This is a genomic window from Streptomyces sp. NPDC093568, assembly GCF_044764945.1.
Classification (GTDB): domain Bacteria; phylum Actinomycetota; class Actinomycetes; order Streptomycetales; family Streptomycetaceae; genus Streptomyces.
Genome location: NZ_JBIWJD010000002.1, coordinates 922399 through 938333, shown reverse-complemented (window position 1 = coordinate 938333; position 15935 = coordinate 922399). Strand labels below are relative to the sequence as shown.

Annotated in this window: 17 protein-coding genes; 7 read left to right on the top strand and 10 right to left on the bottom strand. The window is 71.6% G+C overall.

Features of this window, described 5'->3' with window-relative positions; genetic code table 11:
- Positions 1-119 precede the first annotated feature (119 nt).
- From ACIRD7_RS13705 to ACIRD7_RS13695, 3 genes are all read left to right on the top strand, one after another.
- On the top strand, positions 120-914 hold the full coding sequence (locus tag ACIRD7_RS13705; RefSeq protein WP_403452973.1) for a chorismate synthase: 795 nt from the start codon (positions 120-122) through the stop codon (positions 912-914).
- A complete protein-coding gene (menC, locus tag ACIRD7_RS13700; protein WP_403452972.1) occupies positions 911-2020 on the top strand; it encodes an o-succinylbenzoate synthase in 1110 nt (369 codons plus the stop codon). Before ACIRD7_RS13705 ends, menC begins: the two co-directional genes overlap by 4 nt.
- A 66-nt stretch (positions 2021-2086) precedes the next feature.
- Positions 2087-2878 (top strand): PDZ domain-containing protein, encoded by a 792-nt coding sequence (locus tag ACIRD7_RS13695; RefSeq protein WP_403452971.1) that lies wholly within the window; start codon positions 2087-2089, stop codon positions 2876-2878.
- On the opposite strand, the gene ACIRD7_RS13690 is transcribed toward ACIRD7_RS13695, so the two are convergent.
- From ACIRD7_RS13690 to ACIRD7_RS13660, 7 genes are all read right to left on the bottom strand, one after another.
- Positions 2875-3063 carry a hypothetical protein gene (locus ACIRD7_RS13690; protein ID WP_403452970.1) on the bottom strand — a complete coding sequence of 63 codons (189 nt, stop codon included), beginning with the start codon at positions 3061-3063 and terminating at the stop codon, positions 2875-2877. The genes ACIRD7_RS13695 and ACIRD7_RS13690 overlap by 4 nt on opposite strands.
- A gap of 14 nt (positions 3064-3077) precedes the next feature.
- Positions 3078-3662: an ArsR/SmtB family transcription factor gene (locus tag ACIRD7_RS13685; protein WP_403452969.1), complete on the bottom strand. Its 585-nt coding sequence runs from the start codon at positions 3660-3662 to the stop codon at positions 3078-3080.
- Positions 3663-3728: 66 nt separating this feature from the next.
- Positions 3729-4688, bottom strand: coding sequence for a glycine betaine ABC transporter substrate-binding protein (locus ACIRD7_RS13680; RefSeq protein ID WP_403452968.1), 960 nt, complete (start codon positions 4686-4688; stop codon positions 3729-3731).
- Entirely contained in the window at positions 4685-5536 is an 852-nt protein-coding gene (locus ACIRD7_RS13675; RefSeq protein WP_403452967.1) for an ABC transporter permease, read from the bottom strand. Before ACIRD7_RS13675 ends, ACIRD7_RS13680 begins: the two co-directional genes overlap by 4 nt.
- Positions 5533-6783 (bottom strand): betaine/proline/choline family ABC transporter ATP-binding protein, encoded by a 1251-nt coding sequence (locus ACIRD7_RS13670; protein WP_403452966.1) that lies wholly within the window; start codon positions 6781-6783, stop codon positions 5533-5535. The genes ACIRD7_RS13675 and ACIRD7_RS13670 overlap by 4 nt, the downstream gene beginning before the upstream one ends.
- The gene (locus ACIRD7_RS13665; RefSeq protein ID WP_403452965.1) at positions 6776-7423 is read right to left on the bottom strand and encodes an ABC transporter permease; all 648 of its coding nucleotides are present in this window, start codon (positions 7421-7423) and stop codon (positions 6776-6778) included. The genes ACIRD7_RS13670 and ACIRD7_RS13665 overlap by 8 nt, the downstream gene beginning before the upstream one ends.
- 25 nt (positions 7424-7448) lie before the next feature.
- On the bottom strand, positions 7449-7928 hold the full coding sequence (locus ACIRD7_RS13660) for an Lrp/AsnC family transcriptional regulator (protein WP_403452964.1): 480 nt from the start codon (positions 7926-7928) through the stop codon (positions 7449-7451).
- Between the two features lie 127 nt (positions 7929-8055).
- Between ACIRD7_RS13660 and hppD the strand changes: the two genes are divergently transcribed.
- Positions 8056-9201: a 4-hydroxyphenylpyruvate dioxygenase gene (gene hppD, locus ACIRD7_RS13655; RefSeq protein ID WP_403452963.1), complete on the top strand. Its 1146-nt coding sequence runs from the start codon at positions 8056-8058 to the stop codon at positions 9199-9201.
- Positions 9202-9273: 72 nt separating this feature from the next.
- Here the strand turns inward: hppD and ACIRD7_RS13650 are convergent, their stop codons facing one another.
- On the bottom strand, positions 9274-10713 hold the full coding sequence (locus ACIRD7_RS13650; protein WP_403452962.1) for a tetratricopeptide repeat protein: 1440 nt from the start codon (positions 10711-10713) through the stop codon (positions 9274-9276).
- A 103-nt stretch (positions 10714-10816) separates the two neighbouring features.
- Between ACIRD7_RS13650 and ACIRD7_RS13645 the strand changes: the two genes are divergently transcribed.
- Positions 10817-12223, top strand: a complete 1407-nt coding sequence (locus ACIRD7_RS13645; RefSeq protein WP_403452961.1) for an FAD-binding oxidoreductase — start codon at positions 10817-10819, stop codon at positions 12221-12223.
- 11 nt (positions 12224-12234) lie between these two features.
- Here ACIRD7_RS13645 and ACIRD7_RS13640 read toward each other — a convergent pair whose 3' ends face one another.
- Positions 12235-12648 carry an SsgA family sporulation/cell division regulator gene (locus ACIRD7_RS13640; protein ID WP_403452960.1) on the bottom strand — a complete coding sequence of 138 codons (414 nt, stop codon included), beginning with the start codon at positions 12646-12648 and terminating at the stop codon, positions 12235-12237.
- Between the two features lie 467 nt (positions 12649-13115).
- Here ACIRD7_RS13640 and ACIRD7_RS13635 point away from each other — a divergent pair, with 467 nt between their 5' ends.
- Together ACIRD7_RS13635 and ACIRD7_RS13630 are read left to right on the top strand one after the other, a co-directional pair.
- On the top strand, positions 13116-14654 hold the full coding sequence (locus ACIRD7_RS13635; RefSeq protein ID WP_403452959.1) for an RDD family protein: 1539 nt from the start codon (positions 13116-13118) through the stop codon (positions 14652-14654).
- Positions 14655-14744: 90 nt separating this feature from the next.
- A complete protein-coding gene (locus tag ACIRD7_RS13630) occupies positions 14745-15440 on the top strand; it encodes an RDD family protein (RefSeq protein ID WP_403452958.1) in 696 nt (231 codons plus the stop codon).
- A 36-nt stretch (positions 15441-15476) separates the two neighbouring features.
- Here ACIRD7_RS13630 and ACIRD7_RS13625 read toward each other — a convergent pair whose 3' ends face one another.
- Complete coding sequence (locus ACIRD7_RS13625) at positions 15477-15725, bottom strand: hypothetical protein (protein WP_403452957.1); 249 nt, start codon at positions 15723-15725, stop codon at positions 15477-15479.
- Positions 15726-15935: the final 210 nt, after the last annotated feature.

Genomic DNA, 15935 nt, shown 5'->3' with positions numbered 1-15935 from the left:
GGGGCAGGACGGGGACGGACGGGGACGGACAGGGCGGGGACAGGGGGCGGGGACACGGGGGCGGGCGGTGGCCGCGAGGCGCCCTAGGCACAGGCGCCGCCTCCTCCGACACTCGGTACATGACCTCCGTCAGCATCCGCACCGTCCACGACGTCACCGGGCTCGCCGCCGTCGCCGACTTCTTCAGCGACGTATGGCAGACGCCCCGTAGTACCCCGCCGTACCCGGCGGAAGTGCTGCACAGCCTCGTTCACGCGGGCGGTGCGGTGCACGCCGCGTACGACGGGGCGCGGCTGGCCGGGGCCGCCGTCGCGGTGTTCGGGCCGCCCGCGGACCAGGAGGCGTACTCGCTGGTCGCGGCGGCCGATCAGGGGCTCGGGCTCGACGTGAAGCAGGCCCAGCGGGCGTGGGCCGTGCAGCGCGGGGCGCGGACCATGCGGTGGACCTTCGATCCGCTGGTGGGGCGCAACGCCCGGTTCAACCTGGTCAAGCTGGGCGCGGTCGGCACCCAGTACCTCGTCGACTTCTACGGGCCCATGTCGGACGGCGTCAACGACGGCGACGAGAGCGACCGGCTGGCGGTGACCTGGGAGCTGGTCGCGGAGCCCGGACGGTCGTACCCCGCCTCCTCCCCGAGACCGGACGAGACCCCCGGCCGCGACTGCGCGCCCACCACCCACCTCGCCCCCGACGGCGGGCCGCTCGCCTGTCGTGACCTGGACGAGCGGCGGGTGTGGTGCCGGGTGCCCGACGACATAGTGCGGATCCGGGCGGCCGAGCCGGGGCTGGCGCTGGCCTGGCGGCGGGCCGTGCGCGAGGTGTTCACGAAGGCCTTCGCCGACGGCTTCACCGCGACGGGCATGTCCCGGGACGGCTGGTACACGCTCACCCGCTCCTCGGAAGGCACCCCGTGAAGCTCGAACGCGTCGAGATCGTCCATGTGGCGATCCCCCTGGTGACCCCGTTCCGCACCTCCTTCGGCACGATGACGACGAAGGACACCTTCCTGCTGCACGTCGTCACCGACACCGCCGAGGGCTGGTCGGAGTTCGCGGCCGACCCCGAGCCGCTGTACTGCTCGGAGTTCGTGGCCGGCGCGGAGCTCGTGCTGCGGGACTTCCTGCTGCCGCGGGTCGCAGCCCTCCCGGTGCTCACCGCCGCCCATCTCGGGCCGGCGATGGCGAAGATCAAGGGACACGAGCTGGCGAAGGCGGCGCTGGAGACGGCCGTCCTGGACGCGGAGCTGCGGTCGTACGGCATGTCGCTGGCCACATATCTCGGGGCGGTACGGGAGCGGGTGCCGGCCGGGGTGTCGGTCGGCATCAGGGAGAGCGTCGGCGAGCTGCTGGAGGACGTCGAGGGCTATCTCGCCGAGGGCTACGTCCGGATCAAGCTGAAGATCGAACCCGGCTGGGACCTGGAGCCGGTACGGGCCGTGCGCGACCGCTTCGGGGCGGACCTGCCGCTCCAGGTGGACGCCAACACGGCGTACACGCCGGCGGACGCCGAGCATCTGCGGCGGCTGGACGAGTTCGGGCTGCTGCTGATCGAGGAGCCGCTGGACGAGAACAACCTGTACGCCCACGCCCGCCTCCAGCAGCGCATCGCGACCCCCGTCTGCCTGGACGAGTCCCTGCACAACGCCCGCGACACCGCGTCCGCCATCGCCATGGACGCCTGCCGGGTCGTGAACGTGAAGCCCGCGCGGGTCGGGGGGTACCTGGAGGCGCGGCGGGTCCATGACGTGGCCCACGCGCACGGGGTGCCGGTGTGGTGCGGCGGCATGCTGGAGACGGGGATCGGCCGCGCGCCGAACCTCGCGCTGGCGGCCCTGCCCGGATTCACGCTGCCCGGGGACACCTCCGCGTCCAGCCGCTACTTCGCCGAGGACATCACGGAACCGTTCGTGCTGGTGGACGGCCATCTGCCGGTGCCGCGAGCGCCGGGCATCGGGGTGGAGCCGGTACCGGACGTACTGCGGCGTTTCACCGAGCGGCGGCGAGACCTGTACGTGACCTAGATGGGGGAACCTGGGCAGCTCCGACCTGCGCCTGGCCGGAAGCCGCCGCCACGTTAGATTGATCCCGTGTTCTCTCGTCTCACGCGCCCCCGGGCCGTCGCCGTCTGCGCCCTGCCGGTCGTGGCCCTGCTCGCCACGGCGGCTTTCGCGCCACTGCCGTTCTCGCTGACGCAGCCCGGCCTGACGGCGGACGTGCTGGGCGAGAACCGGGGCGAGCCGGTGATCACGATTTCCGGTGCGCCGACCCGGGACACCAGCGGCCAGCTGCGCATGACGACGATCGAGGCGACCTCGCCGGACGCGGACGTGAGGCTCGGTGACCTGGTCGACGCGTGGTTCCGCACGGACGAGGCGGTCATGCCGCGCGACTCGGTCTATCCGAGCGGGCAGAGCACGCGGGAGATCGAGCAGTACAACACCGAGCAGATGAAGGAGTCCCAGGACGACGCGACCGAGGCCGCGCTGAACTACCTCGACCTGAACGACAAGAACATCAAGGTCACCCTGAAACTCGCGGACGTGGGCGGCCCGAGCGCCGGACTCCTCTTCTCCCTGGGCATCATCGACAAGCTCAACGGCAACGGCGCGGGCGGCGACCTCACCGGGGGCCGCACCATCGCCGGCACGGGCACGATCGACGCGGCCGGCAAGGTCGGCGCGGTCGGCGGCGTCTCCCTGAAGACCCAGGCCGCCAAGCGCGACGGCGCGACGGTCTTCCTGGTCCCGAAGGCCGAGTGCGACGACGCGAAGGCGGAACTGCCGAAGGGGCTGCGCCTGGTGCCGGTGACGACACTGAAGGGCGCGGTGAGCGCGCTGGACGCGCTGGGGTCGGGGAAGGGTTCTGTGCCTGGCTGCTAGTGCGCCAGTGCCGGTGACCGAGGGGTCGCGAGGCGCAGGCCGACCTCCACGAGGGTCCAGCCGAGGCGGGTGCGGAGGTGCTGGGGGCGCCTGGCCGATCGGGCGAGGCGGTGGGCGTCGGCCCGGGCGTGGAGGTCGGCGGCGCGGGCGTGGTGCAGGGCGAGGCGGGTCTCGGGGTGCTGCATCAGGCTTCGGCCTCTCAGTCCGTGGTGATGGGGAAGGTGCGGGTCTGCACGCGCACGGAGCTGGCGTCGGGGGCGTCCGCGACATCGGGCCGGTCGCGGTAGCTGTCGATCAACTCGTGGATCTTGCCGGCGAGTTCGTAGGCGAGCTGCGGGGTCAGCCGGAGCGTCATGCTGCTCATGTCCGTGCTGCGATTCCACGCTTCCGACCACTCCTCGCGGGTGCCGAGCCACGTCGACAGCTCGCGCGTCTGTGCGGTCGCGACCTCGTGCAGGTAGAGGTCGGCTGCCCCGCGCACCTCTGGGTTGGGGTCGCGCAGGAGGGCGTCGTCGAACCGCAGCCCCTGTACCGCCGCCTTCCACCACCGCTCCCGGCCCTTGCCCCGCTCGGGGGCGTCCTCCACGAAGCCATGGGCGGCGAGCTGGCGTAGGTGGTAGCTCGTGGACCCGCTGGACTCGCCCAGTTTCTCGGCAAGTTGGGAGGCGGTGGCCGGCCCGCCGAAGCGCAGGGCGTCGAGCAGTTGCATGCGCAGGGGGTGGGCGAGTCCCCGCAGGGAACGGGCGTCGAGATCGTGAACCTTGGCAGGGCGGGGCTCCGTCATGCGTACAAAGATATCCTTGCAAAGGAACCTTTGCAACGGACTCTTTGTATCTATCCAACCTCTACGTCACTTCACCAACCCCTCCCCCTTCATCCAGTCCAACGCCACCTGATGCGGATCCTCCCCGTCCACGTCCACCTTCGCGTTCAGGTCCTGCGCGACCGTGTTGTTCAGCTTCTTGGTGATCGGGTCGAGGATCTCGGGGATGGCCGGCCACTTCTTCAGGGTGTTGGTGTTGATCACCGGGGCCGCGTTGTAGTTGGGGAAGAAGTGCTTGTTGTCGTCCATCACCACCAGGTTCATGGACTTGATGCGGCCGTCCGTCGTGTAGACCTCGCCGTAGGTGCAACTCCCCTTCGCCGCCTGCGTGTAGATGATCCCGGTGTCCATCTGGGTGATGTTCTTCGTCGGCACGTCCATGCCGTACGCCTTCTGCATGCCCGGCAGCCCGTCCGCCCGGTTGGCGAACTCGACCTCCACGCACAGGGTCACCGCGGCGGGGTCGGACTTGGACAGGGCGGCGACCTCGGAGAGGTCATTCGTGCGGTACTTCCTGTGGTTCTCCTGGTTCATCGCCAGCGCGTAGGTGTTGTCCAGCGCGGACGGCGGCAGCCAGGTCAGGCCGTTCCCCGCGTCCTCCTTCCGCACCGCCTCCCACTGCTCGTGCGGGTCGGTGATCGGATCGCTGTGCCCCAGGTACGTGATCCAGGCCGTGCCCGTGTACTCGTACCCGGCGTCGGCGTCCCCTTTGCGCACCGCCTCCCGGCTGCCGATGGACCCCTGGATGCCGGTGCGGTCGAGGACCTCCGCGCCGGCAGCCTCGAAGGCGATGCCCATGATCGCGCCGAGGATGAGCTGCTCGGTGAACGACTTCGACGTCACCGTCAGCTTGGCGCCCTTCAGCGGCTCGCCCCGCCCGATCGAGCCCGGCCGTACGTCGTCGACCATGGGGGAGCCGCTGGTCAGGCCGCACCCCGCGGCCGCCAGCAGCAAGCCTGCCGTCAGCAGGACGGCGGGCCGCCTCACAGGTCCAGCCCCCGTGGCCGCAGCAGCACTTCCGCCAGCGACGCCAGCCAGTCCACCAGCAGCGCCAGCGCCACCGTGAGGATCGAGCCCAGCACCAGGACCGGCATGCGCTGGTTGGTGATGCCGGCCGTGATCAGGACGCCCAGCCCGCCGCCCCCGCCGAAGACCGCCAGGGTCGCCGTGCCGACGTTGAGGACCAGGGCCGTCCGCACACCGGCCAGGATGAGCGGGACCGCCAGCGGCAGTTCCACCCGGGTCAGCACGCCGGGCGGCGACATTCCGATGCCGCGGGCCGCCTCCAGCAGCGTCGGGTCGTTCGCCTTGAGACCGGCGATCGTGTTGGACAGCACGGGCAGGACGGCGTAGATGATGATGCCGATCAGCGCGGCCCTGCGGCCGATGCCCAGCCAGATCACCAGCAGCGCGAGCAGGCCGATCGCCGGGGTCGCCTGGCCCATGTTGGCGAACGCCATGGCCACCGGGGTCGCCTTGCGGAACGCCCGCCGGGTGAGCAGGATCCCCAGCGGGATCGCGATGATCAGCACGAAGAACGTGGAGATCGCCGTGAGTTCGATGTGCTCCCACAGGGCCTGGGAGACCTGGCCGTTCGACAGCGCGTTCTCGGAGACCGGGTCGAGGTCGGCCTGCCGGAACCACAGCCAGGTCGCCAGCAGCAGCACCACCAGCATCCCGGGCACGATCGTGAGCTGCTGCCAACTCAGCCTCCGGACCGGGCGCTTCGGCGCGGCGGGGGAGGGCGTCTCGTCGGACCCGGCGGTTCCGGGTTCCTCGGCGACATCGGACGTCTCCCGGACCTGGGTCGTCCTCGGGGCCTCGGGACTGCTCACGCCTTCTGCTCCCCTCCGTCGCCCTCCTGCTCGGCGTGCGTCCGCCCGGTCCGTGAATCCTCCAGCTCGTGCTGGGCCTCAAGCGCCTCCAGCCGGTCGGCCTCCAGCAGCTCGTGCACGGAGTTCATCAGCGTCTCCATGTCGACGACGCCCGTGTACTCCCCGCGCCGCCCGGTCACCACGACCCGCCCCGCGTTGTCGGTGAGGACCGCCTCCAGGGCGTCCCGCAGCGTGGCGTCCCGCGTCACCGTGTCGCTGACCAGCGTCCCGGCCCGCGCCAGCGAACCCCGGGCCCGCATCAGGTCGCCGCGCCGCAGCCACTTGTAGGGCCGGCCCCGCTTGTCGAGCAGCAGGATCTCGTTGGTGCCGCTGGAGCGGAGCCGGTTGAAGATCTCCTGGAGCGGGTCGTCGACGGTCACCGTCGGGTAGTCGGTGATCTCCACGTCCCGTACCCGGGTCAGGTTCAGCCGCTTCAGCGCCGCCCCGGCCCCCACGAACCCGGAGACGAAGTCGTCGGCCGGGTTGGTGAGGATCGCCTCCGGGGTGTCGAACTGGGCGATGTGCGACCGCTCGCGCAGCACGGCGATCCGGTCACCGATCTTGATCGCCTCGTCGAAGTCGTGCGTGACGAAGACGATCGTCTTGTGCAGTTCGTGCTGGAGCCTGATCAACTCGTCCTGGAGATGATCGCGGGTGATCGGGTCGACCGCGCCGAACGGCTCGTCCATCAGCAGCACCGGCGGATCGGCGGCCAACGCCCGCGCCACGCCCACGCGCTGCTGCTGACCGCCGGACAGCTGCCGCGGATAGCGGCCGTGGAATTCGCCGGGGTCCAGCCCGACGAGGTCGAGGAGCTCCTCGACCCTTGACCCGATCCGCGCCTTCGACCAGCCGATCATCTTCGGTACGAGCGCGATGTTCTGCGCGACCGTCATGTGCGGGAACAGGCCGGCCGACTGGATCGCGTACCCGACCTTGCGGCGCAGCTTCACCGGGTCGATGTCGGTGACGTCCTCGCCGCCGATGCGGATACGGCCACCGGTCGGCTCGATCAACCGGTTGATCATCTTCAGCGTGGTCGACTTCCCGCACCCGGAGGGGCCGACGAGGATGACGACCTCGCCCGCCTTGATCTCCATGTTCACGTTGTCCACGGACGGCTGCGGGTTGCCGGGATACCGCTTCGTCAGGTTCTCCAGCTCGATGGAGGCACCGTGGTGGTCCTCGCGCGCGCTGCTCTCAGACACGGATCCCCCTGGAGATGGTCAGCCGTCCGATCAGGACGTAGGCGGCGTCGAACAGCAGGGCGAGCACGATGATCCCGAGGGTGCCCGCGAGCACCTGGTTGAGCGCGTTCTTGCTGCCAAGGGAGGCGAGCCCGCGGAAGATCACATTGCCGAGGCCGGGGCCGGAGGCGTACGCCGCGATGGCCGCGATGCCCATCAGCATCTGCGTCGCGACCCGGATCCCGGTCAGGATCGGCGGCCAGGCGAGCGGCAGCTCCACCTTCAGCAGCCGGGCGAGCCGGGACATGCCGATGCCGCGGGCCGCGTCCACCAGGGACGGATCGACGCCGCGCAGCCCGACGATCGAGTTGCGCACGATCGGCAGCAGGCCGTACAGGGTCAGCGCGATGACCGTGGGCGCCACGCCCAGCCCCACGACCGGGATGAGCAGACCGATCATGGCGAGCGACGGAATGGTCAGGATGCCGGAGGTGGTCAGCGTGGCGAGGTTGCCGGCCCACGTGCTGCGATAGGTGGCCACCCCGATGAGCACCCCGAGCACGGTCGCCACGACCATGCACTGGAAGACGGCGCTGGCGTGCTGCCAGGCGTCGGCGAGCAGCTGCTGGTGGCGGTTGTCCAGGTACTCCCAGAAGCTCACGCGGGCTCACCCCACCTGGTAGCGGCTAGCTGCTCTCCCGGTCCTCCGCCGCCTGCTCCACCAGCGGGATGATCCGCAGCGGAACGGGGTTCTCCATCACGATCGCGGTAGAGGCCCGGACGATCCCATCGAAACCGACGACGCGGTCGATCACCCGCTGGAGATCGGCGTTGGAGCGCGCCACGAGCCGGCACATCATGTCGCCGGTCCCGGTGGTCGTGTGCAGCTCCAGCACCTCGGGCACGGTCGCCAAGTGAGCCCGTACGTCCGGCCCTTGCCCCTGCCGGATCTGCAGCGTGGCGAACGCGGTGACCGGATAGCCGAGCGCGGCCGGGTCGACCTGGGGACCGAATCCGCGGATGACTCCGTTCGACTGAAGCCGGTCCAGCCGCGCCTGCGCGGTCCCGCGGGCCACACCCAGCCGCCGGGACATCTCCAGCACCCCGATCCGGGGCTCGCGCGCGAGCAGCACGATGATCCGCCCGTCCAGATGATCGATCGCCACGACAGCCTCCTGAGCGGGGTGGTCATCCTGTACAGAGAGTCCGCGAAAACAGGTACCGCACTGGTCATGTTGCCCAGTGAAAACACAAACCATTGCGCACCTTGCCGTCTGGGGTGAGGCTGCGGCTATGACGCAGACCACACACCACACTCCCGACACCGCACGGCGGGCCGACCCCTTCCCGGTCAAGGGAATGGACGCGGTCGTCTTCGCCGTGGGCAACGCCAAGCAGGCGGCCCACTACTACTCGACCGCCTTCGGCATGCGCCTCGTGGCCTACTCCGGACCGGAGAACGGCAGCCGCGAGACCGCGAGCTACGTCCTGGAGAACGGCTCGGCGCGCTTCGTGTTCACCTCGGTCGTCAAGCCCGCCACCACCTGGGGCCACTTCCTCGCCCAGCACGTGGCCGAGCACGGCGACGGCGTCGTCGACCTCGCCATCGAGGTGCCGGACGCGCGTGCCGCGTACGCCTACGCCGTCGAGCACGGCGCCCGCTCGGTCGCCGAGCCGTACGAGGTGAAGGACGAGCACGGCACCGTCGTGCTGGCCGCCATCGCGACGTACGGCGAGACCCGCCACACCCTCGTCGAGCGCTCCGGATACGACGGCCCGTACCTGCCCGGCTTCGAGGCGGCGAAGCCGATCGTCGAGCCGCCCGCCCAGCGCACCTTCCAGGCCATCGACCACTGCGTCGGCAACGTCGAGCTCGGCCGGATGAACGAATGGGTCGGCTTCTACAACAAGGTCATGGGCTTCACGAACATGAAGGAGTTCGTGGGCGACGACATCGCGACCGAGTACAGCGCGCTGATGTCGAAGGTCGTGGCCGACGGCACGCTCAAGGTCAAGTTCCCGATCAACGAGCCCGCCATCGCCAAGAAGAAGTCCCAGATCGACGAGTACCTGGAGTTCTACGGCGGCGCGGGCGTCCAGCACATCGCGCTCAACACGAACGACATCGTGGCGACGGTCCGCACGATGCGGGCGGCCGGCGTCCAGTTCCTCGACACCCCGGACTCCTACTACGACACCCTCGGCGAGTGGGTCGGCGACACCCGGGTGCCCGTGGAGACCCTGCGCGAGCTGAAGATCCTCGCCGACCGCGACGAGGACGGCTATCTGCTGCAGATCTTCACCAAGCCGGTCCAGGACCGGCCGACGGTCTTCTTCGAGATCATCGAGCGGCACGGCTCGATGGGCTTCGGCAAGGGCAACTTCAAGGCCCTGTTCGAGGCGATCGAGCGGGAGCAGGCCAAGCGCGGCAACCTCTGACGCCGCCCGGCTGAGCCACTCCGGCCGTGCGGGCACCACGGGGGCCCGCACGGCCGGGGGACCGCGGCGAGGTCACTTCCGCCGCGGCTCGGCCGCCCAGTCCGGTACGTCCTCGACGGACGGCTGCCCCAGTTCCTCCAGCGCCGCCTCCGCCAACGGCACCCGCGTCGGCGAGAAGCGCGGGTTGATCCGCAGCGCCTCCTGGAGATGCCGCCGCGCGGCCCCCGGCATCTTCAGCTCCCGCTCGATCATCCCCAGGTGGTACACGTACAGCGCGCTGCGCACCGCACCCCCCTTCGCCCGGTCGGTCGCCTTCCGGGCGAACGTCAGCGCCTCCTTGTCCGCCCCGGCCCGGTGCAGCGCCCACCCCAGCGCGTCGGCCACCGCGGTCCCCGGCTGCCGGCGCCACTCCGCGCGCAGCCGCCGTACCGCGGACTTCGCGTCGCCGTGGTCCGCCTCGAAGCGGCCCAGCACCAGTTCCTGGTCCACCCCGCCGGCCGCGCCCCGCGCCGCCCGCTCGCGCAGCAGGTCGTACTGCACCCGCGCCGCCTGGCCCAGCCCCAGCGACTCGTACAACTCGCCCAGTTCCAGCGCGTACTCGGGGTCGGGCCGCTTGGCGAACGCCACCCGGTAGGCGTTCAGCGCCTCCGTCGTACGGCCCAGCGCCGCCAGCGTCCGCCCCTGCCCGGCGAGCGCCGCCCGCTGGTCGGGGTCCAGCCGCACCGCCTCCTGGAAGTGCCGCAGGGCCACCTCCAGGTCGCCGCGCTCCCAGGCGAGCTGCCCGCCCCCCTCCAGATACGCCGCCCGCTCGGCCGGCGTCCGGGCGCCGGCCGCCGCGTCCGACAGGGCCGCCGCCGCGTCCTCCCGCCAGCCCCGGTCCCGGTAGACCCACGCCGCCCGCGCCAGTACCGCGGGTCCCTTGTGCAGGTCCAACAGCCGGTCCAGCTCCCGCTTGGCCGCCTGGTACCGGCCCAGGCCGCTGTGGGCGTCGATCAGCTGCGGATACGCCGTCCACCGCTTGCGGTCCGCCTTCAGCGCGGCCTCGCTCCACCTCCGCGCCGCCCCGAAGTCCCGCCGCGCGTTGGCCAGCGCCGCCATGCCGTCCAGCGCCCCGGCGTTCTTCGCCCGCGCCTTCAGCGAGGTGCGCAGCGCCCTCTCCGCCTTCGGGTAGTACGCCGGTTCGGCGGTCCGCCGCCCCTGCTCGACGTACGCCGCCCCCAGCACCGCCCACGACTCGGCGTCGCCGGGATGCGCGCGCACACGCCGCTCCCGCTCGTCGATCAGCACCGCCAGATCGGGCAACGCGGCCGTCACCCCCGTGGTGACCGCCGTCAGCGCCTGCGCCCCGGGTGCTGGCGCGGCCGTCCGCGAGTCGCGCGGCCCCCACGGCAGCAGCGCCAGCATCCCGCCGAGCACGGCACACCCCGCCACCGCGGCGAGCAGCACCCGCCGCCGGATCCGCGGGCGGCCGTGTGACGCGTCCTGTTCGTTCTGCACGGCGTCGTTCTCCATGGCGCTCACTGTGCGTGAAACCCCGCGCCGACACGACGACCACACCCGCTGTACGTCGGCCGCCGTACATGGGGTTCACACCGATGGCCCCGGGTGTCACGCTGTGATCATGAGCCGTACCGAAGCCGCACCCGACCAGGCCCGGGGTGACCTCACCGAGCGGCTGCTCGCGGGTCTGCCCGCCGAGGCCGTCCTCACCGACCCCGACGTCACGGCCTCCTACGCCAACGACATGGCCAGTTTCTGCCCGGCCGGCGCCCCGGCCGTCGTCGTGCTGCCGCGCACCGTCGAAGAGGTCCAGCACGTCATGCGCACCGCCACCGAGCTGCGCGTCCCGGTCGTCCCGCAGGGCGCCCGCACGGGCCTGTCGGGCGGGGCCAACGCCTCCGACGGCTGCGTCGTGCTGTCCCTGACCAAGATGGACCGCATCCTGGAGATCAACCCCGTCGACCGCATCGCCGTCGTCGAGCCCGGCGTCGTCAACGCCACCCTCTCCCGCGCGGTCGGCGAACACGGCCTGTACTACCCGCCGGACCCCTCCAGCTGGGAGATGTGCACCATCGGCGGCAACATCGGCACCGCCTCCGGGGGGCTGTGCTGTGTGAAGTACGGGGTGACGGCCGAGTACGTCCTCGGCCTCGACGTCGTCCTCGCCGACGGCCGCCTGATGACGACGGGCCGGCGTACGGCGAAGGGGGTCGCCGGATACGACATGACCCGCCTCTTCGTCGGCTCCGAGGGCTCGCTCGGCATCGTCGTACGCGCCGTCCTGGCGCTGAAGCCGCAGCCGCCCCAGCAACTGGTGCTCGCCGCCGAGTTCGCGTCCGCGGCCGCCGCCTGTGACGCGGTGTGCCGGATCATGGCCGGCGGGCATGTGCCGTCACTGCTGGAGATCATGGACCGTACGACGGTCAAGGCCGTCAACGACCTGGCGCACATGGGGCTGCCGGACACGACGGAGGCCCTGCTGCTGGCCGCGTTCGACACTCCCGACCCCGCCCCCGACCTGGCCGCCGTCGGCGCGCTGTGCGAGGCGGCCGGCGCCACCCAGGTCGTCCCGGCGGAGGACGCGGCCGAGTCCGAACTGCTCCTGCAGGCACGGCGGTTGTCCCTGACCGCGCTGGAGGCGGTGCGGGGCGTGACGATGATCGACGACGTGTGCGTGCCCCGCTCGCGGCTCGGTGACCTCATCGAGGGCGTGGAGCGGATCGCGGAGAAGCACCAGCTCACGATCGGCGTCGTCGCGCACGCGGGAGACGGCAACACGCACCCGACGGTCTGCTTCGACGCGGGCGACGCCGACGAGTCCCGGCGCGCCCGTGAGTCGTTCGACGAGATCATGGCCCTGGGCCTGGAACTCGGCGGCACGATCACGGGCGAGCACGGGGTGGGCGTGCTGAAGAAGGAGTGGCTGGCGCGGGAGATCGGCCCGGTGGGGATCGAGATGCAGCGCGGGATCAAACAGGTCTTCGACCCGCTGGGCATCCTGAACCCGGGCAAGCTCTTCTGAAGTCCCGCGCCTCACTGGGCGAGCAGCTGGTCGAGCGCGTCGTCGATCCCCAGCTGCTCGCCCTCGGTCCCCGGCGGCACCACCCGCAACGTCCGCTCCAGCCAGGCCGACACCTGCGCCGCGGGTGCCTCCAGCAGGGCGTCCCCGTCCGGCGAACTGAGCGCCATCAGCACCACACTGCGCCCCTCTGCCTTCGTCGGCCACACCCGCACGTCCCCGTGCCCACACGGCCGGAACACCCCCTCGACGAGCAGGTCGCGGGAGAAGGTCCAGAACACGGGGTGCTCGGAGTTGGTGTGGAAGGTGATGTGGACGGCGAACGGATCGTCGCTGTGATAGCTCAGCAGCGCCGGAACGGCGACCCCCCGCTCCGGCGACAGGATGAGCCTCAGCTCCAGTTCGCGCTCTACGACGGTGTGATGCATGGCGTACGTGTCCTCTCTCGCGCCGCGTGCGGGCCTTGCGGACGGGCCCGTACGAGTGGAGAGGCGGCGGGGGCGCGGATCATTACGCGGGTTCCGGGAACTTTTTTCCGGCCCGTCCCCACACGGGTTCGGCTCGTGTGAAGTCCGTGTACGAGGTTGCCCGGAAAGGGGTGGGTCCGGCGGGACTGGCGGTGCTTGTTGCGCCCGTCTGGCTGTGTCTTCCCGGGGGATAACCCCCGGACCCCCAGCCGAGGGACGGGCCGATCGCCCCCGCCGGACATGCGGCGCTGGCGGGGAGATTCGGGTTTGTTTCGCCGGTGTTCGCGGACCGGTTCGGCTCGTGTGAAGTCCGTGTACGAGGTTGCCCGGAAAGGGGTGGGTCCGGCGGGACTGGCGGTGCTTGTTGCGCCCGTCTGATAGATGTGGAGGCCTCTATTTGACCCACGAGCAGATACCGGACGACGGACATGAGCGCCCCAACCCCGGCCCCCGGTGACGACCGGCCCCGCGAAGGGTATTACCCGGACCCGTCCATTCCTGGATATGTCCGGTACTGGAACGGTGCCTCCTGGGTGCCGGGCACCAGCCGTCCGGCGCCCTCGGACGGCGAGTCGCTCGCCCCGCCGCCCGGTGTGCAGCCGGCCCAGGCCGCCCCGGCCCCCGCGGTGGAGGAGACCGGCCCGCACTTCTTCGACGAGGAGCCGGCCGCCGAGCCCGCACCCGGCGGCGCCCAGCACGGCAGCCGCCCCGAGCCGGCGTCCGCCTGGGGCGCCGACTCCGCCCAGCAGTCGGGCTTCGGCGGCGACCAGGACCGCCGGGTCTCCTGGGGGCAGCCGGAGCCCGATCCGCGGGACCCCCGCGCGAGCGCCCAGCCGGACGGCCGCGCCGCCCGCACCGACGGCACGGCGAACATCCCGCCCGCCGAGCCGGAGACGCCCCTCGGCGGGGTCTCCTCCGGTGACACGTTCATGATCCGCAGGCCGGTGACCGGCGCCGCGGGCCAGGCCACTCCCGGCGTCCCCCACCCCGGTGGCCCCGCCCCCGCCGACGGCACCATGGCCATCCGCGCCGTGTCCCCGCGCACGGGGCAGCAGGGCGGGGCGGCCGGGGCGCAGGCCGGAGGCACGGGCGCGTCCGCCGTCCCGGGCGCCGCACGTCCGGACGCAGAGCGCCCCTCCGCGGCCGGCGCCCCGCAGGGCCCCGGCTTCGGCGCCGGGAAGGCCGCCGCCGACCGCGCCGCGGGGGCCCAGGGGCAGCCGGGCTCCGGCTCCGGCGCCGCGCAGGCCGCCCCGACGGGCCTGTCCGGCGCACAGCAGGCCGCTCCGAGCGTCCCCCGCCAGTCCGGCCCGCAGCAGGGCCCCGACGCCTCCGCCACGCCCATGACGTCCGGGGCCGGCGGCGGGCAGTCCTCCTGGGCGCAGCAGGTCCACCGGCTCGCGGGCCCGGCCGACGACGACCAGCCGGTCGCCCCGTGGAAGCCGCCGGTCATGGACCCCTTCCAGGCGGCCGCCATGCGTCAGGCCGCCGCCCGCCCGGCGAACCTCGGCAAGCGGCTGGCCGCACGGCTGCTGGACACCGTCGTCCTGGCCGCCGTCACCGCGGTGGCCGCCGTGCCGCTCGGCGGCAAGGCCCTCGACCACGTCAACGAGAAGATCGACGCCGCCAAGCTCTCCGGCGAGACGGTCACCGTGTGGCTGCTGGACGGCACCACGTCGGTCTACTTCGGCATCATCCTGGCCGTGCTGCTGGTGTTCGGCGTGCTGTACGAGGCGCTGCCCACCGCCAAGTGGGGCCGCACGCTGGGCAAGAAGCTGCTCGGCCTGGAGGTGCGGGACATCGAGGGCCACGAGCCCCCGCAGTTCGGCGCGGCCGTGCGCCGCTGGCTCGTCTACAGCGTCCCCGGCCTGCTCATCGTCGGCGTCGTCGGCGTGCTGTGGTGTGTGTTCGACCGGCCGTGGCGCCAGTGCTGGCACGACAAGGCGGCGCATACGTTCGTCGCGGGCTGAGTTCCAAGGGCGCCGTCGTAGGGGATTTACGTACCTCGGACGGCCCTCCGCCGGATGCGAAACCGCCGGGTTCGCGGTCGACTCGGGGCCATGAGCAGCGAACCGCCTCCCGGCTCCGGTCAGCAGCCCCCGGAAGACGACCCGTTCAGGAAGCAGCCCCCGCCGTCCGGCGGCTCGGGTTCGCCGTACGGTGACCAGCCGCCGTACGGCAGCCAGCCCCCGCCCCCACCCGGTGGCGGTGGCCCGTACGGCGGTGGCGGCGGCCCCTATGGCGGCGGACCTGGCGGCGGCGAACCGTACGGCGGTGGCGGTTACCCCTCCGACCCGCTCGCCGGGATGCCCCCGCTCGGCGACAGCGGCAAGCGCACGCTGGCGCGCATCCTCGACATGATCCTGGTCGGTGTCGTCGTCTGGCTGCTCACGTGGGGCTTCGGGGTCACCGAACTCGACGTGGACACCGACAAGGTGGAGTACGGCAAGTCCCTCGGCCAGTCCGCCATCGCCGCCGTGCTCTACATCGCGTACGACACCGTCCTGACCGTCCGCACGGGGCAGACCCTCGGCAAGAAGCTGCTCAACATGCGGGTGGCCAACCTCGACGACGGCGCCACACCGTCCGTGCAGACCTCACTGATCCGCGCGGCGGTGCTGTGGATCCCGTTCGCGTTCTGCTGCGCGTGCATCTGGACCGCGATCTGCGGCGGCTGGAGCTACTTCGACCGGCCCTACAAGCAGGGTCTGCACGACAAGGCGGCGAAGACGGTGGTGGTGAGCACGGGCAGTTGAGGCGCACGGGACCGGACGACCGGTGAGGTCGGTCGGTCAGGACTGGGTGAGCGCGGGCTCCTCGGTCTTCCGCTCCGCGCCGGCGGGCTTGCCCACCGCCACCACGCGCGGCTTCTTGGGCATGGGCACCGTCATGGCGACCAGCAGCCCGAGCAGGAGTGCCGACACGGCGATGACCGCGATGCCCACACCCGAACTGGTCTGTGACAGCAGCAGCATGGCGAGCGTCGAGAAAATCACGGTGCACGAGCCGTAGGTGAGCTGTGCGGCAGTCGGACGAGGCATGATCATCGTGTCCTCGGAATCAGGGGTGCACGGGGGTCTCGGCCTGGCTTTCCGCCGACGTCCGGGCGTTCCGCCATCCGACTCTAACCGCGTGCATGCCCGAGTGGAACAAACAGTAAGCGTGACCTGACCAACAGTGCCGGTGCACGGGGGGCGCACGGAGTCATGGCGTCCAGCAAGTGGACGCAGTCGCGCGCCCGTTCGAGAGAG